The organism is Kitasatospora atroaurantiaca, from assembly GCF_007828955.1.
Taxonomy (GTDB): Bacteria; Actinomycetota; Actinomycetes; order Streptomycetales; family Streptomycetaceae; genus Kitasatospora; species Kitasatospora atroaurantiaca.
Genome location: NZ_VIVR01000001.1, coordinates 4,909,403 through 4,935,082, shown reverse-complemented (window position 1 = coordinate 4,935,082; position 25,680 = coordinate 4,909,403). Strand labels below are relative to the sequence as shown.

Annotated in this window: 19 protein-coding genes and 1 pseudogene; 9 read left to right on the top strand and 11 right to left on the bottom strand. The window is 72.4% G+C overall.

Annotated features, from left to right (window positions below; translation table 11 throughout):
* Positions 1 to 23: 23 nt before the first annotated feature.
* From FB465_RS22565 to FB465_RS22555, 3 genes are read right to left on the bottom strand one after another with little or no spacing between them, the layout of a single operon-like run.
* Complete coding sequence (locus FB465_RS22565) at positions 24 to 443, bottom strand: transporter substrate-binding domain-containing protein (RefSeq protein ID WP_145793243.1); 420 nt, start codon at positions 441 to 443, stop codon at positions 24 to 26.
* Positions 440 to 1,000 carry a GNAT family N-acetyltransferase gene (locus tag FB465_RS22560; protein WP_145793241.1) on the bottom strand — a complete coding sequence of 187 codons (561 nt, stop codon included), beginning with the start codon at positions 998 to 1,000 and terminating at the stop codon, positions 440 to 442. Before FB465_RS22560 ends, FB465_RS22565 begins: the two co-directional genes overlap by 4 nt.
* A complete protein-coding gene (locus FB465_RS22555; protein ID WP_145793239.1) occupies positions 997 to 2,133 on the bottom strand; it encodes an LLM class flavin-dependent oxidoreductase in 1,137 nt (378 codons plus the stop codon). Before FB465_RS22555 ends, FB465_RS22560 begins: the two co-directional genes overlap by 4 nt.
* Positions 2,134 to 2,704: 571 nt before the next feature.
* Between FB465_RS22555 and FB465_RS22550 the strand changes: the two genes are divergently transcribed.
* From FB465_RS22550 to FB465_RS22540, 3 genes are all read left to right on the top strand, one after another.
* Positions 2,705 to 3,661: an amino acid ABC transporter permease gene (locus tag FB465_RS22550; RefSeq protein WP_145793238.1), complete on the top strand. Its 957-nt coding sequence runs from the start codon at positions 2,705 to 2,707 to the stop codon at positions 3,659 to 3,661.
* Entirely contained in the window at positions 3,658 to 5,583 is a 1,926-nt protein-coding gene (locus tag FB465_RS22545; protein WP_145793236.1) for an FAD/NAD(P)-binding protein, read from the top strand. The genes FB465_RS22550 and FB465_RS22545 overlap by 4 nt, the downstream gene beginning before the upstream one ends.
* 79 nt (positions 5,584 to 5,662) lie before the next feature.
* Positions 5,663 to 7,945: an FdhF/YdeP family oxidoreductase gene (locus FB465_RS22540; protein ID WP_145793235.1), complete on the top strand. Its 2,283-nt coding sequence runs from the start codon at positions 5,663 to 5,665 to the stop codon at positions 7,943 to 7,945.
* Between the two features lie 144 nt (positions 7,946 to 8,089).
* Here the strand turns inward: FB465_RS22540 and FB465_RS22535 are convergent, their stop codons facing one another.
* Positions 8,090 to 9,556, bottom strand: a complete 1,467-nt coding sequence (locus FB465_RS22535) for a C40 family peptidase (protein WP_211785836.1) — start codon at positions 9,554 to 9,556, stop codon at positions 8,090 to 8,092.
* A 381-nt stretch (positions 9,557 to 9,937) separates the two neighbouring features.
* Here FB465_RS22535 and FB465_RS22530 point away from each other — a divergent pair, with 381 nt between their 5' ends.
* Positions 9,938 to 11,110, top strand: a complete 1,173-nt coding sequence (locus FB465_RS22530) for an inorganic phosphate transporter (protein WP_145793233.1) — start codon at positions 9,938 to 9,940, stop codon at positions 11,108 to 11,110.
* 17 nt (positions 11,111 to 11,127) lie between these two features.
* Complete coding sequence (locus FB465_RS22525; protein WP_145793231.1) at positions 11,128 to 11,370, top strand: hypothetical protein; 243 nt, start codon at positions 11,128 to 11,130, stop codon at positions 11,368 to 11,370.
* Between the two features lie 114 nt (positions 11,371 to 11,484).
* On the opposite strand, the pseudogene FB465_RS22520 reads toward FB465_RS22525, so the two are convergent.
* Positions 11,485 to 12,969 (bottom strand): annotated as a pseudogene (locus tag FB465_RS22520) (MDR family MFS transporter); the annotation flags it as partial.
* A gap of 131 nt (positions 12,970 to 13,100) precedes the next feature.
* The gene (locus tag FB465_RS22515) at positions 13,101 to 13,562 is read right to left on the bottom strand and encodes a MarR family winged helix-turn-helix transcriptional regulator (protein WP_145793228.1); all 462 of its coding nucleotides are present in this window, start codon (positions 13,560 to 13,562) and stop codon (positions 13,101 to 13,103) included.
* A gap of 94 nt (positions 13,563 to 13,656) precedes the next feature.
* Here FB465_RS22515 and FB465_RS22510 point away from each other — a divergent pair, with 94 nt between their 5' ends.
* On the top strand, positions 13,657 to 14,724 hold the full coding sequence (locus FB465_RS22510) for a DUF3533 domain-containing protein (protein ID WP_145793226.1): 1,068 nt from the start codon (positions 13,657 to 13,659) through the stop codon (positions 14,722 to 14,724).
* Between the two features lie 229 nt (positions 14,725 to 14,953).
* On the opposite strand, the gene FB465_RS22505 is transcribed toward FB465_RS22510, so the two are convergent.
* Complete coding sequence (locus tag FB465_RS22505; protein WP_145793225.1) at positions 14,954 to 16,177, bottom strand: ROK family transcriptional regulator; 1,224 nt, start codon at positions 16,175 to 16,177, stop codon at positions 14,954 to 14,956.
* A gap of 106 nt (positions 16,178 to 16,283) precedes the next feature.
* A complete protein-coding gene (gene xylB, locus FB465_RS22500; RefSeq protein WP_145793223.1) occupies positions 16,284 to 17,702 on the bottom strand; it encodes a xylulokinase in 1,419 nt (472 codons plus the stop codon).
* Between the two features lie 91 nt (positions 17,703 to 17,793).
* Between xylB and xylA the strand changes: the two genes are divergently transcribed.
* Complete coding sequence (gene xylA / locus FB465_RS22495; RefSeq protein ID WP_145793221.1) at positions 17,794 to 18,951, top strand: xylose isomerase; 1,158 nt, start codon at positions 17,794 to 17,796, stop codon at positions 18,949 to 18,951.
* Between the two features lie 51 nt (positions 18,952 to 19,002).
* Here xylA and FB465_RS22490 read toward each other — a convergent pair whose 3' ends face one another.
* From FB465_RS22490 to FB465_RS22480, 3 genes are all read right to left on the bottom strand, one after another.
* Entirely contained in the window at positions 19,003 to 19,515 is a 513-nt protein-coding gene (locus FB465_RS22490) for a GtrA family protein (RefSeq protein WP_145793219.1), read from the bottom strand.
* 265 nt (positions 19,516 to 19,780) lie between these two features.
* A complete protein-coding gene (lon, locus tag FB465_RS22485; RefSeq protein ID WP_145793217.1) occupies positions 19,781 to 22,174 on the bottom strand; it encodes an endopeptidase La in 2,394 nt (797 codons plus the stop codon).
* 252 nt (positions 22,175 to 22,426) lie between these two features.
* Positions 22,427 to 23,152 (bottom strand): rhomboid-like protein, encoded by a 726-nt coding sequence (locus FB465_RS22480; RefSeq protein ID WP_211785835.1) that lies wholly within the window; start codon positions 23,150 to 23,152, stop codon positions 22,427 to 22,429.
* A 541-nt stretch (positions 23,153 to 23,693) separates the two neighbouring features.
* Between FB465_RS22480 and FB465_RS22475 the strand changes: the two genes are divergently transcribed.
* Together FB465_RS22475 and FB465_RS22470 are read left to right on the top strand one after the other, a co-directional pair.
* The gene (locus FB465_RS22475; RefSeq protein ID WP_211785834.1) at positions 23,694 to 24,428 is read left to right on the top strand and encodes a response regulator transcription factor; all 735 of its coding nucleotides are present in this window, start codon (positions 23,694 to 23,696) and stop codon (positions 24,426 to 24,428) included.
* Positions 24,429 to 24,513: 85 nt separating this feature from the next.
* Entirely contained in the window at positions 24,514 to 25,659 is a 1,146-nt protein-coding gene (locus tag FB465_RS22470) for a sensor histidine kinase (protein ID WP_145793214.1), read from the top strand.
* Positions 25,660 to 25,680 lie beyond the last annotated feature (21 nt).

Sequence of the window (25,680 nt, the reverse complement as noted above, 5' to 3'; positions counted from 1 at the left end):
GCGGGGCGAGGGCCGACACGGGGTCACGGGTGCTCGGGCGGGCTGATCCTGGACTCCGTGATCGCGGAGCGGAGAGCGGGGAGGGTCGTCTCGAAGGAGGCGTCCTCGCGCTGGATGGTGATGCCCAGCACTTTGGCCACCGCGTCCGCGAAGTCGACGTCCAGGCCGGCCGCCTTCTTGGTGGCCGGGTCCGGGTAGAAGGCGGTGGGCGGGCTGCCGACGGCGGCGCCGAGCCTGAGACTGCCGGCCTTGCGCACGTCCTCCGGCAGCAGCGCGGCGACGGCGTCGACCTTCCGCTCCCCCGAGACCACGTCCTGGCTCGCCGCCGCGATGGCCGAACTCCCGGCCGGGGCTGCCGTCTTGGTGGTGGCCGGGTCGGAGCTGCAGGCCGCGAGCGCGAGCGTCGGCAGCAGAGCCGCGGTGGCGAGAAGGGTACGTCTCACGGGGTTGGCGCCTTCCAGGAGTGGTCGGACCGGTGGTTCTCGGACCGGTGGTTCTCGGACCGGGGCCTCTCGAACAGGGGCTTCGCGGGCAGGTGCTTCTCGAACGGCAGCGGCCGGAACTCCGCCGGCACGTCCGCGACGTCGAAGAGCGGGGTGTAGCCGGTGGCCAGGTAGAGGCCCTTGGCCTCGGGCTGTCGCGGCCCGGTGGTGAGGTGGATCCGCCGGTAGCCCGCGGCCTCGGCCGCCCGCTCCAGCTCCACCAGGACCCGGCGGGCCAGGCCCCGACGGCGGTGCCCGGAGTGCGTCCACATCCGCTTGAGCTCGGCCGTGCTCGCGTCGTAGCGGCGGTACGCTCCGCCCGCCACGGGTACGCCGTCCTCCAGCAGGAGCAGCAGCACCCCGTCCGGCGGCTCGAACTCCGCCGACGGATAGCGGCTCATCTCCTGGTGCGCCTGGGGCCCGTAGCGGCTGACGTACTCATGGGTGAGCTCGCGCACCAGCGGCTCGGTCAGCGGGTCGTCCAGGGTGACCCGGCGTACCTCCACCAGCAGGGTCATGCCTGCACCGCGATCAGCTGGTGCCGGTCGCGCTCGCGCGCGGCGGCCTTCGCGGCGTCCCGCTTGGCGACCTCCTCGCGGACGATCGGGATCACGTACCGGCCGAAGTCGATCGCGTCGCCGAGCAGGTCGTAGCCACGGGCGGAGAGGATGTCGACGCCGAGGTCGTAGTAGTCCAGCAGCGCCTGGGCGACGGTCTCCGGCGTGCCGACCAGGGCGTTGGAGTTGCCGGCCCCGCCGGTGGCGGCGGCGGTCGGGGTCCACAGCGCGCGGTCGTAGCGCTCGCCGGCCTCGGCGATCTCGATCAGGCGCTGGGAACCGGTGTTCTCGGGCGTGCCCGCGTACCGGCGGATCAGCCCGCCACCCGCCCGCCGGGTCTTGATGGCGTCGACGGTCCGGTAGGCCTTCTCCCAGGCCAGCTCCTCGGTCGGGGCGATGATGGGCCGGAAGGCCACCTGGATGCGCGGGGTGTCGGTCCGGCCCGCCGCCTTCGCGGCCGCCCTGACCGTCTCGATCTGCTCGGCGGTCTGCGCCAGCGGCTCGCCCCAGAGGCAGTAGATGTCCGCCTCGGCACCTCCGGCCGCGTACGCCGCCGGCGAGGAGCCGCCGAAGGAGACGCCGGGCCGGGGCTGCTGGACGGGGAGGACGTCGGAGACGAAGTCGTTGAAGCGGTAGTACTCGCCCTCGTGGTCGAAGGGCTCCTTGCTCGTCCAGGCCTTCTTCACGATTCGGATGTACTCGCGGGTGCGGTCGTAGCGCTGGTCCTTCGTCAGGAAATCGCCCTCGCGCTGCTGTTCGTGATCGTTGCCACCGGTGATGAAGTGCACCGTGAGGCGGCCGTTGCTGATCTGGTCGAGGGTGGCGAAGGTCTTGGCTGCGAAGGTGGGGTACGACACGTTCGGCCGGTGGGCCAGCAGGATCTGCAGCCGGTCCAGCTTGGACGCGATGTACGCGGCGGCGGGCGCCGGATCGGGGGAGCCGGCCCCGTAGGCGAAGAGGACACGGTCCCAGCCGTGGTCCTCATGGGCACGGGCCAGGCGCAGGGTGTAGTCGCGGTCGAAGGCGGCCGTGGTGCGGGGCGTGGTCTCCGAGCCGTCACCGGTGGCGGCGATACCGAGGAACTCGACGGGCATGGGGGATGGGCCTTTCGGTCGTGCCGCCGCGGCGGTGCGCGGGCAGGCCGGAGCGAGCCCCGGCGCGCGGCGGCTGAACTGGACAAGCTGGGACTGAACAGGCTTGGGAGGAGGTGCGCGTGACGGCTGGAGTGAGAGATGGCGGCAGCGTGCGCCCGTGTTCCGTCAGGGCAGACGGCATCCCGGCCCGCGAACGGGGAAAACCGAGGGAGGGTCTCCGAAGGAGAGAAAGGGCCGGTCAGACGGCCCGCTGCCGGGTCAGCCGCAACACGCCGCCGACCACACTCGACCGAAGTCGATGTGGCAGCGCGTGACGAGGGGCTGCTCGGCGTTCATGCCGTAAGTTGAGCAGCGAACCTTGGAGTTCGTCAACCACTGTCCATTTCCAGGACCGGTCACCCCGACGGTTCTTGACAGTGCCCGATCGGGCATGCGTACGATCCCGTACGGAGTGAGTGCAACCAGGAGCCCCGCCAAGTGCCGGCGGCTCCGGCCGCGTTGAGGGACGTGGCCCATCGCGTGTGACGGCCGGCCGATTCTCGCCTGCCCATTCCCGCCCTGGAGCACCCTCATGGCCACGACGCACGACGTCCTGCCCGCCTCCTCGCCGCCTCTGGCCAAGACCGCCGACGCCCCGATCGTCTCCCGCCGACGCCCCGGCCGGCTGCTCGCCTCGGCCGCCGCGCTGCTGCTCCCGGCCATGGTGCTCAACTCCGTGGTACGCAACCGGGCCTTCCAGTGGGACGTGGTCGGCCAGTACTTCACCACGACCTCGATCGTGAACGGCCTGCTGCTCACGCTCTGGCTCACCACCGCCGTCATGGTGCTCGGCTTCGCGCTCGGCACGCTCCTCGCGGTGCTCCGCCTCTCCGACAACCCCGTACTGCGGACGCTCAGTTGGGGCTACGTCTGGATCTTCCGCTCCACCCCGATCCTGGTGCAGCTGCTGTTCTGGTTCAACATCGGCGCGCTCTACCCGACGCTGAGCCTGGGAATCCCGTTCGGCCCGGAGTTCCTCACCGTCAGGACCGTCAACCTGCTCGGCCCGACCCTCACCGCCGTCATCGGACTCACCCTGCACGAGGCCGCGTACGCCGCCGAGGTGGTCCGCGGCGGGATCATCTCCGTCGACCAGGGCCAGCTGGAGGCCGCCCAGTCGCTCGGCCTCGGCCGGGCCCGCGTGCTGCGCCGGATCGTCATCCCGCAGGCGATGCGCTCGATCGTGCCGACCGCCGGGAACATGCTGATCGGCACCCTGAAGGGCACCAGCATCGTCAGCGTGCTGGCCGTCCAGGACCTGCTGTACTCGGCTCAGGTGATCTACAACCAGACGTACCAGGTCATCCCGCTGCTGCTGGTCGCCACGGTCTGGTACATCGCCGTGACCAGCGTGCTCTCCGTCGGCCAGTACTACCTGGAGCGCCACTACGCGCGCGGCTCCACCAGCGGTGAGCTGCCGCCGACCCCGTTGCAGCGCGCCCGCGCCTTCTTCGCCGCTCTCGACGCGAAGGCAGGTGCCCGGAGTTGAGCACTCTCGTGATCATCGGCGCCGGCCCGCGCGGCACCGGCCTGCTGGAGCGGCTGGCCGCGAACGCCGCCGAACTGCTGCCCGCCGACCGGCCCCTGCACATCCACCTGGCCGACCCGTACCCGCCCGGCGGCGGCCGGATCTGGCGGTACGAGCAGTCCCCGCTGCTGCGGATGAACTCGATGGCCGAGGACGTCACCATGTTCACCGACGAGTCCTCGACCATCGAGGGCCCCGTCCGCCCCGGCCCCTCCCTGGCCGAATGGGCCCGCCACACCGAGGAGTTCGAGCCGTACGAGCCGATCGCCGACCCGGCCGTACGGGAGGAGCTGCGCACCCTGGCGCCGACCGACTTCCCGACCCGGCGGGCCCAGAGCGCGTACCTGGCCTGGGTGTTCCGCCGCGCGGTCGCCGACCTGCCCGAACACGTCACCGTCACCGTGCACCGGGACACCGCCCGCTCGGTCACCGGGCCGGCCGACGGACCGCAGCTGGTGCAGCTGACCGACGGCGTCCTGGTGGCCGACCAGGTGGTGCTGGCCCTCGGCCATCTCGGCTCGGCGCCCGACCCCCGGCACGACGCGCTCGCCGCCTTCGCGGCCCGCCACGGCCGCTTCCACCTGCCGCCCGCCTTCTCCTCGGACGTCGACCTCTCCGGGATCGCACCCGGCGAGCAGCTGGTCCTGCGCGGCTTCGGACTGGCCTTCGTGGACCTGGTGGCGCTGCTCACCGAGGGCCGGGGCGGCCGCTTCGAGCAGACCGCCGAGGGGCTGGTCTACCACCCGTCCGGCCGGGAGCCGGTGATCCACGTCGGCTCACGGCGCGGCGTCCCGTACCACTCGAAGACCGGCTACCGGCTCCAGGGCCCGCCCGCACCGCTGCCCCGCTACTTCGACGCCACCGCCGTGGACGCCCTGCTGGCCGGGCACGGCCCGCTCGAACTGCGCCGCGACGTCTGGCCGTTGATGGCCAAGGACATCGGCTTCGGCTACTACCACGAGCTGTTCCACGCCCACCCGGAGCGCACCGCCCTGCCCTGGGCGGAGTTCCTGGCCGGGTACGACCGGTGGGACTGGTACTCCCCCGAGCTCACCCGCCTGGTCGGGACGGCCGTCCCGGACCCCGCCGACCGGCTGGACTTCGAGGCCCTGGACCACCCGCTGGCCGGACTGCGGCTGGACGATGCCGAGCAGCTCCAGCAGCACCTGCGCGACTACATCACCACCGACGCCGACCGCCGGGCCGACCTCTCGTACAGCGCCGATCTCGGCGCCTTCCTGGCGCTGCTCTCGCTCTTCGCCCAGCTGCCCCGGGTGATGGAGTCCGGGCGGCTGACGGCCCGCTCGGTGGCGGCCGAGCTGGACGAGTGGTGGTTCGGGTTCTTCAGCTTCCTGGCCTCCGGGCCGCCCGGCTTCCGGCTCCGCCAACTGCTCGCGCTCTCCGAGGCCGGCGTGGTGCGCTTCCTGGGCGCAGACCTCCGGGTGGAGGCCGACGAGGCCACCGGCACCTTCCTCGCCACCAGCCCGACCGTCCCCGGCCACACCGTACGGGCCACCGCGCTGATCGAGGGCTACCTGCCCAAGCATGTGCTGGACCGCACCGACGACCCGGTGCTGCGCAGGCTGCACCGGGCCGGGGAGATCGTCGAGGAGGTGGTCGACGACGCCACCCACACCCACCGCTCCGGTCTGCTCACCGTCTCACCGGCCGACGGCCGGATCATCGACCCCACCCTCGGCGACGTCCCGCACCCGCGCCGCACGGCGCTCGGCCCGCACACCAACGGCCGGGCGTACGCGGCCTTCTCCCGCCCGCGCACCGATTCCCCCGCCTTCCGCCAGAACGACGCCACCGCCCGGGCCCTGCTGCGCGCCCTGGCCGGCCGACGGGCCGCCGAGAGCATCGTGGCGGCCGCCCGCTGACCGGTCCGTCCGCAGGTGACAGGATTGGGCGCAGGGCCGGCAACGGCGCGTGGCCCCGAGAAGCAGGAGGTGGGCGGTCATGGCCAAGCAGGCCCCGCAGAGTGACCCGGCGCAGGACGCGCCCCGGGTGGGAGAGCCCCAGCACGCGGCGGCCGGTCTGCCCGCCATCGGGCACAGCCTGCGGATGGCCGGGGAGCAGATGGGGGCCCGGCGGACGCTGTCCACCCTGCTCAAGGTCAACCAGCCGGACGGCTTCGACTGTCCGGGGTGCGCCTGGCCGGAGCCCGGCAAGACGCACACCGCCGAGTTCTGCGAAAACGGCGCCAAGGCCGTCGCCGAGGAGGCCACCGAGCGCCGGATCACCGCCGAGTTCTTCGCCGCCCACCCGGTGGCCGAGCTGGCCGAGCGCTCCGGGTACTGGCTCGGCCAGCAGGGCCGGCTGACCGAGCCGATGCTGCTGGACGAGGGTGCCTCCCACTACGTCCCGGTCTCCTGGGACCGCGCCTTCGCGATCGTCGCCGATGAGCTCACGGCGCTGGACACCCCCGACGGCGCCGCCTTCTACACCTCGGGCCGGACCAGCAACGAGGCCGCCTTCGCGTACCAGCTGTTCGCCCGGCAGCTCGGCACCAACAACCTCCCCGACTGCTCGAACATGTGCCACGAGTCCTCCGGCTCCGCGCTGGTGGAGACCCTGGGCGTGGGCAAGGGCAGCGTCAGCCTCAAGGACCTGTACCAGGCCGACCTGATCATCGTGGCCGGCCAGAACCCGGGCACCAACCACCCCCGGATGCTCTCCGCCCTGGAGCGCGCCAAGCGGGCCGGCGCGAAGATCGTCAGCGTCAACCCGCTGCCGGAGGCCGGGCTCGAACGGTTCAAGAACCCGCAGAACGCCCGCGGCCTGGTGGGCCACGGCACCAAGCTCACCGACCTCTTCCTGCAGATCCGGCTCGGCGGCGACCTCGCGCTGTTCCGCGCGCTGAACCAGCTGATCCTGCAGGCCGAGGACGGCGTCGACCGCGCCTTCATCGACGAGCACTGCCTGGGCTTCGAGGAGTTCGCCGCCGAGGCCGGTTCCACCGACCGCGAGGCCGTGCTGGCGGCCACCGGCCTGCCGTACGAGCAGATCGAGGAGCTGGCGCGGCTCGTCCTGGCCTCGGACAAGATCATCGTCTGCTGGGCGATGGGCCTGACCCAGCACAAGCACGCTGTCCCGACCATCCGCGAGGTCGTCAACTTCCTGCTGCTGCGCGGCAACGTGGGCCGGCCGGGCGCCGGCGTCTGCCCGGTGCGCGGGCACAGCAACGTGCAGGGCGACCGCACGATGGGGATCTTCGAGCGCCCGAGCGCGGCCTTCCTGGACGCGCTGGCCAAGGAGTTCGACTTCGAGCCGCCGCGCGAGCACGGCTACGACTCGGTGGACACCATCCGGGCGATGCGCGACGGCAAGGTCAAGGTCTTCTTCGCGATGGGCGGCAACTTCGTCGCGGCCACCCCGGACACCGAGGTCACCGAGGCCGCGATGCGCCGCTGCCGGCTCACCGTGCACGTCTCCACCAAGCTCAACCGCTCGCACGTGATCACCGGCGCCCGGGCGCTGATCCTGCCGACACTGGGCCGTACCGACAAGGACCGGACGGCCAAGGGCGACCAGTTCGTCAGCGTCGAGGACTCGATGGGCATGGTGCACTCCTCGCGCGGCGGGCTGCGGCCGCCGAGCCGGGAGCTGCTCTCCGAGGTGGCGATCGTCTGCCGGCTGGCCCGGGCCTCGCTGGGGCCCGAGAACACCGTGCCGTGGGAGGAGTTCGCCGACTCCTACGACAGCATCCGCGACCGGATCGCCCGGGTGGTGCCGGGCTTCGAGGACTTCAACACCAAGGTGCGCAAGCCCGGCGGCTTCGCCCTGCCGCACGGCCCGCGCGACAGCCGCACCTTCCCGACCGCCACCGGGAAGGCCAACTTCACCGTCAACCCGCTGACCGCCCCCGAGGTCCCGGCGGGCCGGCTGCTGCTGCAGACGCTGCGCTCGCACGACCAGTACAACACCACCATCTACGGCCTGGACGACCGCTACCGCGGCATCACCGGCGGCCGGCGGGTGGTCCTGGTGAACCCGGCCGACGCCGCGGAGCTCGGGCTCGCCGAGGACTCGTACGTCGACCTGGTGAGCGAGTGGCGGGACGGCGTGGAGCGCCGGGCGCCGCACTTCAAGGTGGTGCACTACCCGGTGGCCCGGGGCGGCGCGGCCGCGTACTACCCGGAGACCAACGTGCTGGTGCCGCTGGACTCCACGGCGGACGTCAGCAACACGCCGACCTCCAAGGCCGTCGTGGTGCGCTTCGAGGCCGACAGCGGGGTGTGAAGGTAGGGCAGCGGGCCAACCACAAGGGGCGCGGGGAATGCGCGAGGCGGCAGGCCGGTGCCTTCCGACCTCGCGCAGTTCCCCGCGCCCCCTGGGGTGCCCCTACCTGCAGGCGAACCGGCTCCGGCCCGGTCCTGCTGGGGGTCAGCCCCGGCCGGAGCGGTCCGGGTCCGAGGAGGCGGAGACCGAGGCCGAGCTTGAGGTGGAAGCCGAGCTCGACGTGGAGGCCGACGTGGAGGCCGAGGCGGACGGCGACCCCGTGCCGGTGGGCGTGCCCGGGGTGCTGGGCGTACCCGGCGCGGTCGGGGTGACCGGCGGCGCGGTGGTCGGCGGCTGAGTGGTCGGCGGCGCCGTCGGCGTGGGCGGGTTGGTGGGCGCGGGAGGCGTCGGCAGCGTGGTCGGCTTCGAGGGCTGGATCGGGGTCGCTCCGTCCGACCCCTTGGGGATCTCCGGCACCTTCCAGCTACCGCCCTTGTCGTCCGCACCCGACTCCGGGTCCGGGCGGACGGCGCCGAGGATCGGCAGGGCCCCGATCGGCGCGACCTTCACCACCGCGCCGGTGTGCGGCGCGACCACCACCAGACCGCCGCCGATGTACATCGCGATGTGCGTGGCACCGCCGAAGTAGACCACCAGGTCGCCCGGGCGCAGCTGGTTCAGCGGGACGTGCTTGAGCTCCGCCCACTGCTCCTGGCTGGTGCGCGGGATCGGCTTCCCCGCGTGCAGCCAGGCCTGGGAGGTGAGCCCGGAGCAGTCGAAGACGTCCGGCCCGGCGCCGCCCCAGACGTAGTCCTTGCCGAGCTGCGCCAGCGCGTACGCGACCGCCTTGCGCCCGGCCTGCGAGGGCGTGCGCTCGCCCTTGCCGAGGGCGCCCGAGGCGAGGAAGGCCAGCTGCGCCTCGTCGGCCTGCTGCTTCTCCAGCTGCTCGAGCTCGCTGCGCTGGGCTCCGGTGAGCGAGCCGACCATGTCCTCGACCGCCGCCAGCCGCTTGGCCACGTCGGTCTTGGCCAGCTCCTGCTGGGCGGCCAGGGCCTGGGCCTGGGCGAGGGCCTGCTCGGCCTGCTGCTTCAGGCCGGTCAGCGACTCCCGGTCGGCCTTGAGCCGGTCCAGGAAGGCCGACTGCGAGCGCCCGGCGGCGGCCAGGAGCTCGGCGATGGTGACGGCCTCGTAGGGGTCCTTGGCGAGCAGCAGGTCGGCGTACTCGGAGGCGTTGCCGTTGCGGTACTGCGCGGCGGCCAGCTGGGAGGCGAGGTCGGTGCCCGCCTCGACGGCGGCCTGCTGGCGGGCGAGCCGGCCGCGAAGCTCGGTGACGGCGGCCTGCTGCTGGGCGAGCCTGGCGACCGTCGCGTTGTACTGCTCGGTGGCGGCCTCGGCCTCCTGGTAGAGCTGGTGCAGGCGGTCGAGCATCGGGCCGAGGGTGGCCTTGGCGTCGGCGAGCGGGTCGGCGCCGGGAGCGACCTTGATGGTGGGCTCGGGCGTGGAAGGGGCGGCGTACGCGGCGCCCGCGAACGGGAGCGAGAGGGCGGCCACCGCCAGCACCGCTCCGCAGCGCAGAGCAGCCCGCACCCATGGCCTCACGCCGCTCGCCTCGACCCGCTGTGCAGCCCCCATCGGCCCGCCCTCCCCTGTGCCGGCGCTGCCGGAGGTCTCACTGCCGGCCCCGCCGGATTGCTTCAATGCCTGGCGTTACCGCTTGATCCTGCCATGGCGGGCCGGGCTCCAGACAGGGGGTATCCCCCAGGGCTGACGAATTCTCAGCCCGGTCTCAGACGCACTGTGAGACAGGTCTCAACAAACCAGCACCAAAGCGGACCATAGCGGACAAACAGCCAGCTCAAGGGCTCAATCTCCACGGTTTCACAGTTTCCACGCAACCCTCACGACACCATCCGAACCGCGAATCCCGATCCAGTTCACCTTCCGTTCACCAACCGTCCCTACGGTCGCCCGTGACACCAACGTCAGTCCGACAACTACGACGATTGTTTGGGTATGGAACACATCACGTTCCTGGTGGCCGTTGTGATCATCACGGCGCTCGCCTTCGACTTCACCAACGGGTTCCACGACACCGCCAACGCGATGGCCACCTCCATCGCCACGGGGGCCTTCAAGCCCAAGGTCGCGGTCACCGTCGCCGCAGTCCTCAACTTCGCGGGCGCCTTCCTCTCCGTGAAGGTCGCCACCACCATCTCGGGCGGCATCGTCAACGAGAAGGCGGGCCTCCAACCGTCGATCATCTTCGCGGCGTTGGCCGGCGCCATCCTCTGGAACCTGCTCACCTGGCTCCGGGGTCTGCCCTCCAGCTCCTCGCACGCGCTGTACGGCGGCCTGATCGGTGCCACCGTCGTCGGCGTCGGACTGCACGGCGTGAACTTCGCCGTCGTGCTCTCCAAGATCCTCATCCCGGCCGTCGCCTCCCCGATCGTGGCCGGCCTGGCCGCCTGGGGCGCCACCAAGCTGGCGTACCGGCTCACCCGCAACGGGCGCGAGGCGACCACCAACAAGGGCTTCAAGACCGGCCAGGTCTTCTCGGCCTCGCTGATCTCGCTCGCCCACGGCACCAACGACGCGCAGAAGACCATGGGCATCATCACCCTGACCCTGGTCTCGGTCGGCGCCCTGCCCAAGCATGCGCTGCCCCCCACCTGGGTCATCGTCAGCGCCGGTGCGGCGATCGCGCTCGGCACCTACATGGGCGGCTGGCGGATCATCCGCTCCATGGGCAAGGGCCTGGTCGACATCCAGCCGCCGCAGGGCTTCTCCTCGGAGACCGCGGCCGCGACGGTCATCCTGACCTCCTCGCACATGGGCTACGGCCTGTCGACCACCCAGGTCTGCTCGGGCGGCATCATGGGCGCCGGCCTCGGCGGCCCCAAGAAGCAGGTGCAGTGGAGCCTGGCCCGCCGCATGGTCTACACCTGGGGCCTGACCCTGCCCGCCGCCGCCACGGTGGCCGGCGCGGCCGCCTTCCTGGCGGACCAGGGTGCCTGGGGTGTCGCACTGGTCGGCGCCGCGCTGGTGATCGGCTCGGGCGCGATGTGGGTCATCTCCCGCCGCCAGCCGGTGCACGCGGGCAACGTCAACGAGGTCACCCCGGTCGAGGTCACCCCCGTCCCGGCCCCGCTGACCCCCACCCCCGCCTCGACCACCGTCGCGGCCTGAGCCCGGAAGGATCACCCATGACCATCAAGTGGAACGCCCTGGCCCAGACCGCCGGCTTCAGCTTCGTCATCACCGTCGCCACCGTCGCGGTCTTCGCCCTCGGCATCCTGGCCCTCTCCCGCCGCGAGGCGGCGCTGGAGGCCAACAAGGCCGGCATCGACGGCGCGGGCAAGGGCAACCTGGCCCTGGCCGGCGCGTCCGTCTGCTTCGCCGCCTGCGCGGGCGTCGTGCTGTACGGGCTCTCGCTCATCGCGGGCTGACCCCGCACCTACGCCGAGAGGGCCGTGAAGCGCTGAGCTTCACGGCCCTCTCGGCGTAGCCGTACGTCAGTCCTTGACCAGCTCCGGCGACCGCTCCGCCGGCACGTCCTGGACGGTGCGCAGCGGCACCTCGCGGATCAGCAGCACCACCAGGAAGGCCAGCAGCGCGAAGGGCGCGGCCACCAGGAACACCGTCGCCACCCCGTGCCCGAAGGCGTCGGTGACCAGTGGGACGAGCGGCGCGGGCAGCTTGTGCAGGTCCGGGATCTCGCCCCCGCCGAGGCTCCCGCCCGTGGCCGGGAGGCGGGCGGCCGCCAGGTTCTCGGTCAGGTAGCGGGTGACCCGGTCGGACAGCAGGGCGCCGAGCGCCGAGACGCCCATCGCCCCGCCCATGGTGCGGAAGAAGGTGACCGTCGAGCTGGCGGCGCCGAGCTCGTGGCGGGGCACGGTGTTCTGCACCGCGAGCACCAGGTTCTGCATGGTCAGCCCGAGGCCGATGCCGGTCGCCGCCATGTAGAGCGCCAGCAGCCCGTACGAGGTGTCGTCCCGCACCGCGCCGAGCAGGCCGAAGCCGAGCGCGAGCATGAAGGTGCCCGCCACCAGGTAGCCCTTCCAGCGGCCGTACTTGGTGATCAGCTTCCCGGCCACGGTGGAGGAAACGGCCAGGCCCAGGATCATCGGCAGCGTCAGGATGCCCGCCATGGTCGGCGACTTCTCCCGGGCCAGCTGGAAGTACTGGCTGAGGAAGGTGGTCGCGCCGTACATCCCGACGCCGATCAGCACGCTGGCGATGGCGGCGAGGGTCACGGTGCGGTGGCGGAAGAGGGCCGGCGGGACGATCGGCTCGGCGGCCCGGCGCTCGGCGAGCACGAAGAGCGCGGCCAGCGCGAGGCCGCCGCCGACCATGGCGCCGGTCTGCCAGGAGAGCCAGTCGTAGTTCTTGCCGGCCAGACTGATCCAGATCATCAGCAGGCTGACGGAGGCGGTGATCAGCAGCGCGCCGAGGTAGTCGATCTTCGCCTTCCGCTTCACCACGGGCAGGTGGAGGGTGCGCTGCAGGACGGCGATGGCGATCAGCGAGAACGGGATCCCGACGTAGAAGCACCAGCGCCAGCCGAGCCAGCTCGTGTCCACGATGACGCCGCCGATCAGCGGGCCGCCGATGGTGGCCAGCGCGAAGACCGCGCCGAAGTAGCCGCTGTACCGTCCGCGTTCGCGCGGCGGGACCATCGCGGCCAGGCAGATCTGGGCGAGCGCGGTCACCCCGCCGGCGCCGATGCCCTGCAGAACGCGGCAGGCGATCAGCTGCCCGGCGTTCTGCGAGAGGCCGGCCAGCGCGGACGAGGCGATGTAGATCACCAGCGCGATCTGGACCAGCAGCTTCTTGCTGACCAGGTCGGAGAGCTTGCCCCAGATCGGGGTGGACGCGGTGAGCGAGAGCAGCGCGGCGGTGATCACCCAGGTGTACGCCGACTCGCCGCCGTGCAGGTCGGTGAGGATGCGGGGCAGGGCGTTGGAGACGACGGTCGAGGAGAGCACCGCCACGAACAGGCCGAGGAGCAGACCGGACAGGGCTTCGAGTACTTGACGATGGGTCATGGGGGCGGTCGGCGTGTCGGTCATCTGGGTCCTTCGGCTTGAATTTCGTTGCCTTGGGCAACCATAAAACGAGATAGTTGACTTAGGCAACATTCTTCAAGTCGAAGTAAAGCCTGGGCTGCAGGCCTCGCTCAGGCGTCGACGGGCTCGCCGGTCAGCTCGTTGAAGCGCTGCAGCAGGTCGGCGAACTGCTCCACGTCCGCCGTCTCCCAGGTGGCCATCAGCGCACGGAACCGCGCCATCCGCCCGTCCCGGGCGCGCAGGAACCGCGCCGCGCCGTCCGGGGTGAGCGAGACCAGCGAGGAGCGGCGGTCCAGCGGGTCCACCTCGCGGGCCACCAGACCCAGCCCCTCCAGCACCTTGATCTGCCGGCTGATGGTGGCCTTGCCCACACCGAAGTGCAGGCCGATGTCGGTCGACCGCACCCGGCCGGACTCCTCGATGAACCCGAGCATGCTGTACGCGACACCCTCCAGCTGCGGGTGCACCCGCCGGGACATGTCACCGGCCCGCGCCCGCCCCCGCCGGAACAGCAGCGCGACCTCGCGCTCCACAGCCAGGAAGGCCTCCTCGGCCGCAGTCTCGTCGCTCATGGCGTCAGTATCCCGCAGCCCGCTGCTTCATCGAACGGAAACTGTTTCATGATATGAAGTATCCGTTCTGCCCCTAAATCTGAGGAGATGTTGGATGGCCGGCCAGGGTCAGGGACTCATCGCAGAACTGAAGGACGCCGTGACACCACGCGCCGCGATGCTGGTGATCGCCGTCCTGCTGCTGCAGCTCGGCTTCATCACCTCGTACGTCGGCGCCCTGCACCACCCCACCCCGCACCAGCTCTCCATCGCCGTCGTGGCCCCGCCACAGGTCAGCCCGAAGCTGGTGGCCGCGCTGGAGTCCGTACCGGACGACGCGGTCAAGGCCGTCACCGCCACCGACCGGGCGGACGCCCTCGCGCGGATGAACGACCAGAAGATCTACGCGGCGCTGGTCGTCGACCCGGCGGGCACCGAGGACACCCTGCTGGTCGCCGAGGCGCGCGGGCCGGCGGCGGCGACGGCGGCCGAGAGGATCGTCACCGCGCTGGACAAGTCGCAGGGACGGACGGTCAAGGTCGAGGACGTCATCCCGCTGGCCAAGGGCGATGCGGAGGGGCTCTCCTCCTTCTACCTCGTGGTCGGCTGGTGCGTCGGTGGCTATCTGGTCGCCTCGATCCTCGGCATCAGCGCCGGCGCCCGGCCCGCCAACCGTGACCGGGCGCTGATCCGGCTGGGCACACTGGCGCTGTACTCCGTCGCGGCGGGCATCGGCGGTGCGCTGATCATCGGGCCGATCCTGGGCGCGCTGCCCGGCTCCATCTGGGGGCTGATCGGTCTGGGCAGCCTGGTGGTGTTCGCGGTCGGGACGATCACCATGGCGCTGGAATGCCTCTTCGACATCGTCGGCATCGGGCTGGCTGTACTGATCTTCGTGGTGCTCGGCAATCCGAGTGCGGGTGGCGTCTTCCCGCCACCGATGATGCCGCCGTTCTGGCGGGCGATCGGCGCCTGGATCCCGAACGGCGCGGGCACCGACGTCGCCCGGTCGATCGCCTACTTCGGCGGCACCAACATCGCCGTGCCCCTGCTGGTGCTGGCCGCGTGGGCCGCGGTCGGCATCGCCGTCACCATGGCCGCCGTGATCCGCAGGCCGCGCAGCGGCCGCGAGGCGGTCCCCGTCGAGGCCCCGGCTCTGCGGGTCGGCCAGGCAGCCGAGTAACCACCGTTGGGGCGCGAGGAACTGCGCGAGATCGGAAGGTGACGACCCGTGCCCTGCCGTTTCGCGCAGGTCCCCGCGCCCCTGGGGATACCCAAACCTGATCGGCCGCCCACCGCCTCCCATAGGCAACCGGACAACCACAACAGGGGCGCGAGGAACTGCGCGAAACGGAAGACCGCAGGCCCCAGCCTTCCGAACCCGCGCAGTTCCCCGCGCCCCTGGGGATGCCCTACTGGTCGGCCGTGGCGAAGCGTCCCGGGTCGGCGATGATGGCCCGGACCACGCCGACCGCCGCGCCCAGCAGCGGCCCCCGCCGTCCGAGCCGCGACACGGTCAGCCACTCGTCCGACCACGGCCGCACCGTCACGCGCCCACGCAGCTCCGCCCGCATCGCCGGCAGCAGCCACTCCCCCAGCTCCGCGTACCCCCCGCCCAGGACGAGCTCCGCCGGGTCCAGCAGGTTGACCGCCCCGGCCGCCGCGATGCCGAGCGCCGCCCCGGCCTCGGCCAGCGCCTCCCGTACGGCCGCGTCCCCGGCCGCCGCCCGCTCGGCGAGCAGCGCGACCCAGTCGCCGCGTACGCCCTCCAGGCCCGCCGCCCGCAGCACCGCCGACTCGCCCGCGTACTGCTCCAGGCAGCCGCGTGCCCCACAGGCGCACTCGGGTCCGTCCGGGCGCACGGGAACGTGACCCAGCTCGCCCGCGAAGCCGCGCGCCCCTCGCAGCAGCCGCCCGCCGACCACGATCGCCGAGCCGATGCCCGCCTCGGCCGAGAGGTGGATGAAGTCGGCGGGTCTGCCACCCAGCCAGAGCTCGGCGAGGCCGCCCAGGTTGGCCTCGTTGTCCACCTCGATCGGCAGCGCTGCGAGTTCGCCCGCGCCGGCCGCCCGCAGCGCCAGTCTCAGTTCGGCAGCGGCCGGCACGCCCGACCACCCCAGGTTGGCGGCCCGTTCCACCACTCCCTCGGCCGCCCCGACCAGTCCGGGAACGGCCAGCGTCAGCCCTGCCGTTCGCAGGCCCGCGTCCTCGGCGGCGCGGCGCAGCAGCCCGGCGAGCTCGGCCAGGACGGCGGCCGACGCGCGGCCCCGGTTGCAGACCTCGACCCGGTGCCAGCTCCGCACCTCCCCGCGCAGGTCCACCACGCAGGCCGCCAGGTGCTCCACCCCGACCTCGGCTCCCACACCGCCGGGCCCCTCCGGATTGAGCGCCAGCGCGGTGCCCGGCCGACCCACCCGGCCGCTCGGCACCGCAGGGCCGGGTTCGGTGAGCAGCCCGGCCGCCAGCAGCTCCTCCACCAGGGAGGAGACCGCCGCCCGGGTGAGCCCGGTGGCCGCCGCGACCTCGGCCCGGGAGCGCGGTTCGGCCGCGATCTCCCCCAGGACGAGGGCCAGGTTGGCCCAGCGCATGCCCTGCTGGCTCGCGGGCCCGGCCCGCCGCACGTCCGTCTCCCGCATGTTCGTCACCCCGACTCTGGACCGGTCGAACAGCCGGTCGGACGCTTGCAGCGTAGCCGTCGTCTGTTCCGGCGGCCTTTCCGCGCCGCGTCGCGCCGACGAACCGTCAGCCCCGCCCCAGCAGCCCCGCGCCCTCCGCGAGCGTCGACGCGATCCGCGCGAGCGCCGCCTCGTCCCGGGCCACCGGCTCGAGCACCGGCCCGGCCGCCGTGCCCCAGCGTCGGGCGACGGCCGCCGGGTCCTCTCCGGTCAGAAGCCCCGCGGCCTGCGCCGCCGCCCCCAGCGCCACCAGCTCGCCCGCCGCCGGCACCTGCACCGCCCGCCCGGACAGCCGGCGGACCGTCTCCCGCCAGGCCCGCCCCTTCGCCCCGCCGCCGATCAGCAGCAGCGGCGCGTCCGACGCTTCCTCAGCTCCGGCGCGCAGCACCTCGTCCAGTGCCCCCAGCAGTGCGTAGGCCGCGCCGTCGTACGCCGCCTGCAGCAGCTGGCCCGCGGTGGTGTCGTGCCGCAGGCCGTGCACCAGCCCGGAGGCGTACGGCAGGTCGGGGGTGCGCTCGCCGTCCAGGAACGGCAGCATCACCGCGCTGCCACCCGGCTCGACGGCCTCCCGGTCGCGGCCGAGCAGGGCGGCCACCCGGTCGACGGCGAGCGTGCAGTTGAGCGTGCAGGCCAGTGGCAGCCAGCCGCCATGAGCCGCCGCGAACCCGGCCACCACCCCGCTCGGGTCGGCCGGCCGACCGCGCGTGACGGCGTACGCGGTGCCCGAGGTCCCCAGCGAGACGACCGGCTGACCGTACGTCAGCCCGAGCCCGAGCGCCGCCGCCGCGTTGTCCCCTGCCCCCACCGCGACGGGCGTGCCCGGCCGCAGCCCGCCGGCCTCGCCGCGCACCTCGCCCGCCGCCGCTCCCGGCGCCACGACCTCCGGCAGGTACGAGCGTTCGAGCCCGACCAGCTCGAGGATCTCCTCGTCGTAGCCGCCCTCGCCCCACCAGCCGGTGCCCGAGACGTCGCTGCGCTCGGTGACCGGACGGCCCGTCAGCCGTTCGGTGAGGTAGTCGTGCGGCAGCCGTACCGCCGTCACCGCGTCCGCGAGCCCGTGCTCGCGCAGCCAGGCCCACTTGGTGACGGTGAACGAGGCGCCCGGCACGCTGCCCGTCCGGCGCGCCCACTCCTCCCGGCCGAGCGCCCCGACCAGCGCCGCCGCCTGCCCGGCGGAACGGGTGTCGTTCCACAGCAGCGCCGGGTGCACCGGGCTGCCGCCGGCGTCCAGGGCGACCAGTCCGTGCTGTTGGCCGGCGACCGAGACCGCCTCGGCCGCCGCCGCGTGGCCGGTGGCGGCCACGGCGTCCAGCAGGGCCCGCCACCATGCCTCCGGGTCGCTCTCGCGGGCCCCGCCGACCCCGCTCACCAGGTGCGCGGCCCGTCCCTCGCCCAGCACCTCGCCGGTGTCCGCGTCGACCGCGAGGGCCTTGGTGGCCTGGGTCGAGCTGTCCACCCCGATGACGATCCGCCGCGCTGCAGCCATGCCGCACCCTCCTTCGCCTCGCACCGGGCCTTCCCAACGGTGCGGACGGATATTAGTTTGTTTTCTGCCATGACGAATAGAGGAGCTGCCCATGCCCACCCCCGTCCCCTCCGACAAGTTCACCTTCGGCCTGTGGACCGTCGGCTGGCAGGGCCGCGATCCCTTCGGTGACGCCACCCGTCCGGCCCTGGACCCGGTCGAGACCGTCACCCGGCTGGCCGATCTGGGCGCGTACGGCGTCACCTTCCACGACGACGACCTGATCCCCTTCGGCGCCTCCGAGGCCGAGCGCGAGACGGCGGTCAAGCGCTTCCGGCAGGCGCTGGACGTCACCGGCCTCAAGGTGCCGATGGCCACCACCAACCTCTTCACCCACCCGGTCTTCAAGGACGGCGCCTTCACCGCCAACGACCGCGACGTCCGCCGGTACGCGCTGCGCAAGACCATCCGCAACATCGACCTCGCCGTCGAGCTGGGCGCGACCACCTACGTCGCCTGGGGCGGCCGCGAGGGCTCGGAACACGGCGCGTCCAAGGACGTCCGGGTGGCGCTGGACCGGCTGAAGGAGGCCTTCGACCTGCTCGGCGAGTACGTCGAGAGCCAGGGCTACGACCTGCGCTTCGCGATCGAGCCCAAGCCCAACGAGCCGCGCGGCGACATCCTGCTGCCGACCGTCGGCCACGCGCTGGCCTTCATCAACTCGCTCGAGCGCCCCGACCGGGTGGGCCTCAACCCCGAGGTGGGCCATGAGCAGATGGCGGGCCTGAACTTCACCCACGGCATCGCGCAGGCCCTGTGGCACGGCAAGCTCTTCCACATCGACCTGAACGGCCAGTCGGGCATCAAGTACGACCAGGACCTGCGCTTCGGCGCCGGCGACCTGCGCAGCGCGTTCTGGCTGGTGGACCTGCTGGAGAGCGCCGGCTACGACGGCCCGCGCCACTTCGACTTCAAGCCGCCGCGCACCGAGGACATCGACGGCGTCTGGGCCTCGGCGGCGGCCTGCATGCACAACTATCTGGTGCTCAAGCAGAAGGCGCTGGCCTTCCGCGCCGACCCGGCCGTCCAGGAGGCGCTGCGGGCGGCCAGGCTGGACGAGCTGGCACTGCCCACCGCACAGGACGGCCTCGCTGCACTGCTCACCGACCGCTGCGCCTTCGAGGAGTTCGACATCGAGGCGGCGGCCCGTCGGGGTATGGCCTTCGAGCAGCTCGACCAGTTGGCGATGGACCACCTGCTGGGCGTCTGAAGCAAGGGCGTCCGCACAAGAAAGGGGTGGGCCCTGGAAGGCCCACCCCGGTCACACGTGCTCGGGCTGCGGCTGCTCGACCGGTGCCTCGCGGTGGACGAAGACCCAGCGCTGCATGGCCCAGTACCGGAAGACCATGGCGAGCAGTGTCCCGATGATCATCCCGCTGAGGAAGTCGGCGACCTCCTGGGTGAACGAGCTGACGTCGGGCTCGCGCAGGTCCAGGACGTACCGCGAGACCACCAGCGGCGCGTCGTTCACCAGCACCGCCAGCGCGCTGACCACGGCGAACAGCACCGCCTCGCGGTGTCTGCCGTTGGTCCGGAACGACCACTGCCGGTTCAGGATGTACGACACGACGGTCGCGATCACGGTGGCGATGGTCAGCGCGACCACCGGCTTGGCGTGCAGGACCGTGAGCTTGAGGCCGAAGTTGATGGCCATGGTCAGCAGGAAGCAGGTGCCGCCAACCAGGAGGAACTTCACCAGCTTGCGGTGCTGCACCAGGAACGGACGCAGTCGGCCCGGGACTCGGGCCAGCGCCTTCTGAGTAGGTGACGGCATTCCGGCAGTGTGGCATGCGAAGGTTTCGCGGTGGTATTCGGGAGACCCCCGCGGGGGGTACTACCGAACGCTTATCCGCGCGCCCTCGGTGGCCGTGCCCTGGAGCACCACTCCGCCGCTCTCCCGTTCGACCTCGGCATAGTAATAGAGGTAGAGGATGGCACCCATGGTGGCGTGCTGACGAATATTCTCACAAGAGCGTCTCGCACTGCGAGAGGCGCCGACCCCAGGGGCGCGGGGGGTGCCCTCCGCGCCCCTGATGGGTTCACGCGGCCACCAGGACCTCCGCCGGCTCCAGGGCCAGCCTCAGCACCTCCCGTACGTCGGCCACCGGGTGCACCGTCAGCCGCTCCAGCACCTCGGCCGGGACGTCGTCCAGGTCGGGCTCGTTGCGCTTGGGGATGACCACCGTGGTGATCCCGGCCCGGTCGGCGGCGAGCAGCTTCTGCTTCACCCCGCCGATCGGCAGGACCCGCCCGGTCAGCGAGACCTCGCCCGTCATCGCCACGTCCGTACGGACCTTGCGCCCCGAGAGCAGCGAGGCCAGCGCGGTGGTCATGGTGATGCCGGCGCTCGGCCCGTCCTTGGGGACGGCTCCGGCGGGGACGTGCAGGTGGATGCCGCGGTCCCGCAGGCCGGTGACCGGCAGCTCCAGCTCGGCGCCGCGCGAGCGCAGGTAGGAGAGCGCGATGTGCGCGGACTCCTTCATCACGTCGCCCAGCTGCCCGGTGAGGGTGAGCCCGGTGGAGCCGGTCTCGGCGTCCGCCAGCGAGGCCTCGATGTAGAGGACGTCGCCGCCCGCGCCGGTGACCGCCAGCCCGGTGGCCACGCCGGGGACGGCGGTGCGCCGCTCGGCCGGCTCCTGCGCCGACTCGGGGACGTGGTGCGGCCGCCCGATCAGCGCCCGCAGCTCGTCCGGGCCGATCGCGGCGGGCAGCTCCCGCTCGCCCAGCTCGTTCTGCGCGGCGATCTTCCGCAGGATGCGGGCGATCGAGCGCTCCAGGTTCCGGACGCCCGCCTCGCGGGTGTACTCGCCGGCGAGCCTGCGCAGCGCGAGCTCGTCCACCGCGACCTCGTCGGCCTTCAGGCCTGCCCGCTCCAGCTGTCGCGGCAGCAGGTGGTCGCGGGCGATGACGACCTTCTCGTCCTCGGTGTAGCCGTCGAGGCGGACCAGCTCCATCCGGTCGAGCAGCGGCTCGGGGATGGCCTCCAGCACGTTCGCCGTCGCCAGGAAGACCACGTCGGAGAGGTCGAGCTCGACCTCCAGGTAATGGTCTCGGAAGGTGTGGTTCTGCGCCGGGTCCAGCACCTCGAGCAGGGCCGCCGCCGGGTCGCCCCGGTAGTCCGAGCCGACCTTGTCGATCTCGTCGAGCAGCACCACCGGGTTCATCGACCCGGCCTCCTTGATGGCGCGAACGATCCGGCCGGGGAGTGCGCCGACGTACGTGCGCCGGTGGCCGCGGATCTCCGCCTCGTCACGTACGCCGCCGAGCGCCACCCGGACGAACGTGCGCCCCATCGCGCGCGCCACCGACTCGCCGAGCGAGGTCTTGCCGACCCCGGGCGGGCCGACCAGGGCCAGCACCGCACCGCCACGGCGCCCGCCGACCTGCCCGAGCCCCTGCTCCTCGCGCCGCTTGCGCACCGCGAGGTACTCGACGATCCGGTCCTTCACGTCGGCGAGGCCCGAGTGGTCGGCGTCCAGCACCGCACGGGCACCGGTGATGTCGTAGGAGTCCTCGGTCCGCTCGTTCCAGGGCAGCTCGAGGACGGTGTCCAGCCAGGTGCGGATCCAGGAGCCCTCGGGCGACTGGTCCGAGGAGCGCTCGAGCTTGTCGACCTCCTTGAGCGCGGCCTCCCGCACCTTCTCCGGGAGGTCGGCGGCCTCGACCCGGGCCCGGTAGTCGCCCTCCTCGTCGGCCGGCTCGCCGTTCAGCTCGGCGAGCTCCTTGCGGACCGCCTCCAGCTGGCGGCGGAGCAGGAACTCCTTCTGCTGCTTGGCCACGCCCTCCTCGACGTCCTTGCGGATGGTGTCGTTGACCTCCTCCTCGGCGAGGTGGTCGCGGAGCAGCTGCAGGGCGTACTCGAGCCGGGCCGACTGGTCGGCCTCCAGCAGCACCTTGAGCTTCTGCTCGGCGGTGGCGAACGGGGCGTAGCCGATGTTGTCGGCGAGTTCGCCGACGCCCTCGATCTGGGCCACCCGGTCGACGATCTGCCAGGCGCCGCGCTTGCGCAGCCACTGGGTGGAGAGCGCCTTGTACTCCTTGACCAGCTCCAGCGCCCGGCCGGCCACCGGCAGGCCCACCGAGGACTCGCGGAACGCGCTGGTCTCGACCCAGAGCGCGGCGCCCGGTCCGGTGGTGCCGGCGCCGATCCGGACCCGGCGGACGGCCCGGACCAGGGCCGCCGGGTCGCCGTCCGCGAGCCGGCCGACCTGCTCCACGGTGGCCAGGGTGCCGACGGCGGCGTACGAGCCGTCCAGCCGCGGCACCAGCAGGACCTGGGGCTTGGCCGCACCGGAGGCGGCCGCCCTGGCTGCCTCGACGGCGGCGCGCACCTCGGTGTCGGACAGGTCCAGCGGCACCACCATGCCCGGCAGCACCACCTCGTCGTCGAGCGGCAGCACGGGCAGGGTGAGCGGTGTGGACGTCGATGCCATGATCTCTCCCCAGTCAGTGAAGTTGAGTTGACCTGACTAAGGATTGGGAGGCGCCGGTTGTTCCCCCGGTCACGTTCGCCCTGAGCGATCAGCCCTGAGAGGCTCCGCCGCAGAACCAGCGGCGCGAGGAACTGCGCGAGATCGGAAGGCGACGACCTGTGCCCTACCGCCTCGCGCAGTTCCCCGCGCCCCTGGGATGCCCATTCCTGATCGGCTGCTCACCTGCCGGCGGCGCCTCTCAGGGGACCCGGATCACACCTCCGACGGTGCCATCCGGCGCACGGCCGGCCTGCGCAGCCGCAGCGGACGCCCGGGCCCGCGCCGCAGCCAGCGCCACAGCGAGACGCCTATCAGCAGCGCCGCCGGGTGGCCGACACTGGTGACCAGGTCCTGGTCGGTCAGGAGCTGGTGCCCGATCAGCCCGCCCGCCCCGGCCAGGGCCAGCAGCCGCCCCCGGGGGCGCAGCAGGCCGGCGAGCGCGCCCAGACTGGCGAGCACGCCGTAGCTGACGCCGATGTCCAGGTTGTCCAGGGCTTCAGGGCCGAGCCGCCCGGCCGCCACGGTGACCGCGACGACGAGCTGCGAGAGCAGGGTGGCCAGCACGTGCCCGGCGGCGAACACCGCGGCCGCCCGCCATCCGCCGACCCGGCGCTCCAGCGGCGCCACGGTGAGCGCAAAGGCCCACAGGTACGGCATCCAGACCGGCCCGGCCACCCAGAGCCCGCTGAACAGCAGGGCCGGGAGAGGGCAGTGCAGCAGGTTGTGGACGTCCGTGCTGGACAGGGACTGCAGCCGGTGCACCAGCTCCGGATCGGCGAAGCGCGAGAACAGCGTGGTGCCGAGCAGCACCGCGAGATAGCCGAGCGCGAAGGGGTTCCGGCGCGGGGTCGGGACCAGCCCCAGCAGCCGGCCGAGCACGCCGACCCGGAGCCCGTGTCTGAGCCCGCCGTAGGGCGGCGCCGGCACGGGCCGCGTCATGAGGCCACCTCGCTGCGTGTCCGACATTCCGCCTCCGCTCCCAGCCGCACTGCTCCCCCGGGACTTGTCGTGCCCACGGTACGTCGAGGTCCTGAGAACCGGCTGAGGAAGACCTGTGAAGATCGGACCCCCGCCAGGCGCGACCGGCTCTCATATTTGGTCCGGACCAACCCTTTGTTTACGGACAAGTAGCCTCCCCGCTGAGGAGTCTGTCATCACATCGGCCGCATACGCACAGATACAGTCGATATTTTTGCCGGGTAAGGTATCGCCCCGTGCCCCGTCCCCAACGGGATCGGCACCGGCCGCCAGGCCGGATATGTCCGGTTCACCTGCCGGGATGCTCGCGGTGTCCGTACGCTGCGATGAGAGCGGAACGGTACGCAGACCCACACCTGCGCACCCTCCGGTGCCGACGGCGGACGGCACCCCGCAGAGACTGCGGGCCGGGCACAGCCCACGACGGAACAAGACGACTACGAGCGGAGCCCGCTGTCCCCACAGGCAGCCGGCCCGCAGCCCTGGGGGCGGTGGCGTGACCGTGACAGAGATTCAGCAAGAGACCATCAGCAGCAACGCGGTGAGCACACAGCGACGCGTACTCGTCGTCGAGGACGAGCCCACCATCGCCGAGTCCATCGCGGCCCGGCTGGGCGCGGAGGGCTTCAAGGTCGCCGTGGCCCATGACGGCCCGGGAGCGGTGGACGGCTTCCACACCTGGCAGCCGGATCTCGTCGTGCTCGACGTGATGCTCCCCGGCTTCGACGGCCTGGAGGTGTGCCGCCGGATCCAGGCACAGCGCCCGGTGCCGGTCCTGATGCTGACCGCCCGCGACGACGAGACGGACCTGCTGGTCGGCCTCGGGGTCGGCGCGGACGACTACATGACCAAGCCGTTCTCCATGCGCGAGCTCGCGGCCCGGGTCAACGTCCTGCTGCGCCGCGTCGAGCGCGCCCAGCAGGCGGCCAGGACACCCGCCCTCGGCTCGCTGCGCTTCGGCGAGCTGGAGATCGACCACGTCCAGCGCCGGGTGCGGCTCGGTGCGGGCGACGTCCACCTGACGCCGACCGAGTTCGACCTGCTGGCCTGCCTGGCCGCCCAGCCGCGCGCGGTGCTCACCCGTGAGCAGCTGCTCGCCGAGGTCTGGGACTGGACCGACGCCTCGGGCACCCGCACGGTCGACAGCCACGTGAAGGCGCTGCGCCGGAAGATCGGCGCGAGCTGGATCCGTACGGTGCACGGCGTCGGGTACGCCCTGGAGGCACCGCTCTCCTAGTGGCACCGAGGGCTTGGGCCTCCGGGGGGCCCAACGCCTTGACGTGTCACGTCGCAGCACCGTCGGGGGACGACTCAGAGGCGACATGACCTTTCCACAGCAACGCAACGGGGACACCGCGGGCGAGCGCCCGCGCCGAGGCCTGGCCAAGCGCGCCGCGAGCCGCGTCTGGGCCGACATCCGCCCGCTCGATCCGGTCCGGTCGATCAAGGGCAAGCTCACCCTGCTGGTGATCGTCTCGGTCTTCCTCGCCACCGGCATGGTGGTGGTCGCGATCCGGTCCGAGACCCAGATCCGGATCATCATGATCTTCTCGATGATCGCCTCGCTGCTCTTCATGCAGTTCCTGGCGCACGGGCTGACCGCCCCGCTGCGCGACATGACCGCCGCCGCCCGCGCGATGGCCGGTGGCGACTACAGCCGCCGGGTGGAGGTCTCCTCCCGCGACGAGATCGGCGAGCTGGCCGCGACCTTCAACCGGATGGCCGCCGACCTGGAAGCCTCCGACCGGCACCGCCGGGAACTGGTGGCCAACGTCTCGCACGAGCTGCGCACGCCGATCGCCGCGCTGCGCGCCGTGCTCGAGAACGTGGTGGACGGCGTCGTCCAGCCCAACCCCAGGACCCTCGGCGCCGCCCTGGAGCAGACCGAGCGGCTCGGCCGCCTGGTCACCCACCTGCTCGACCTCTCCAAGCTGGACGACGGCGTCGTCCCGCTGGACGCCCGGCCCTTCGAGGTGCGGCCCTTCCTGGACGGCGTGCTGCGCGGCGTCAGCGTGGACGGCGCGACGGCCGGCGGCGCGTACGGGCGGCGCGGCGACGTGCACCTGCAGCTGGAGGTCCGCCCGGCCGGCCTGACCGGCGTCGCGGACCCCGAGCGGCTGCACCAGGTGGTCGCCAACCTGGTCGACAACGCCTGCAAGCACTCCCCCGCCGGCGGCACCGTGACGGTGCGCGCGCGTCCCGGCGACGAGCCGGGCGCCCTGCTGCTGGAGGTCGAGGACCAGGGCCCGGGCATCCCCGTGCAGGACCGCAGCCGGGTGTTCGAACGCTTCGGCCGCAGCGGTACGGCGACCGCCCAGGGCCCGGGCAGCGACGGCGGCACTGGCCTCGGTCTGGCCATCGCCCGCTGGGCCGTCGACCTGCACGGCGGCGAGATCCGGGTCGCGGAGTCGGCACACGGCTGCCGGATCGAAGTGGTACTCCCGGGCGAGACTCCTGTGCGCGTGTAGTTGTCACACAACTGGGACATA

Coding starts and splice junctions, on each gene's coding strand:
- FB465_RS22560 (WP_145793241.1), bottom strand. CDS start 1,000: ATGACCCTGCTGGTGGAGGTACGCCGGGTCACCCTGGACGACCCGCTG.
- xylB (WP_145793223.1), bottom strand. CDS start 17,702: ATGGCTGCAGCGCGGCGGATCGTCATCGGGGTGGACAGCTCGACCCAG.
- FB465_RS22515 (WP_145793228.1), bottom strand. CDS start 13,562: ATGAGCGACGAGACTGCGGCCGAGGAGGCCTTCCTGGCTGTGGAGCGC.
- FB465_RS22550 (WP_145793238.1), top strand. CDS start 2,705: ATGGCCACGACGCACGACGTCCTGCCCGCCTCCTCGCCGCCTCTGGCC.
- FB465_RS22540 (WP_145793235.1), top strand. CDS start 5,663: ATGGCCAAGCAGGCCCCGCAGAGTGACCCGGCGCAGGACGCGCCCCGG.
- FB465_RS22535 (WP_211785836.1), bottom strand. CDS start 9,556: ATGGGGGCTGCACAGCGGGTCGAGGCGAGCGGCGTGAGGCCATGGGTG.
- FB465_RS22505 (WP_145793225.1), bottom strand. CDS start 16,177: ATGCGGGAGACGGACGTGCGGCGGGCCGGGCCCGCGAGCCAGCAGGGC.
- FB465_RS22510 (WP_145793226.1), top strand. CDS start 13,657: ATGGCCGGCCAGGGTCAGGGACTCATCGCAGAACTGAAGGACGCCGTG.
- FB465_RS22530 (WP_145793233.1), top strand. CDS start 9,938: ATGGAACACATCACGTTCCTGGTGGCCGTTGTGATCATCACGGCGCTC.
- lon (WP_145793217.1), bottom strand. CDS start 22,174: ATGGCATCGACGTCCACACCGCTCACCCTGCCCGTGCTGCCGCTCGAC.
- xylA (WP_145793221.1), top strand. CDS start 17,794: ATGCCCACCCCCGTCCCCTCCGACAAGTTCACCTTCGGCCTGTGGACC.
- FB465_RS22480 (WP_211785835.1), bottom strand. CDS start 23,152: ATGACGCGGCCCGTGCCGGCGCCGCCCTACGGCGGGCTCAGACACGGG.
- FB465_RS22525 (WP_145793231.1), top strand. CDS start 11,128: ATGACCATCAAGTGGAACGCCCTGGCCCAGACCGCCGGCTTCAGCTTC.
- FB465_RS22555 (WP_145793239.1), bottom strand. CDS start 2,133: ATGCCCGTCGAGTTCCTCGGTATCGCCGCCACCGGTGACGGCTCGGAG.
- FB465_RS22490 (WP_145793219.1), bottom strand. CDS start 19,515: ATGCCGTCACCTACTCAGAAGGCGCTGGCCCGAGTCCCGGGCCGACTG.
- FB465_RS22470 (WP_145793214.1), top strand. CDS start 24,514: ATGACCTTTCCACAGCAACGCAACGGGGACACCGCGGGCGAGCGCCCG.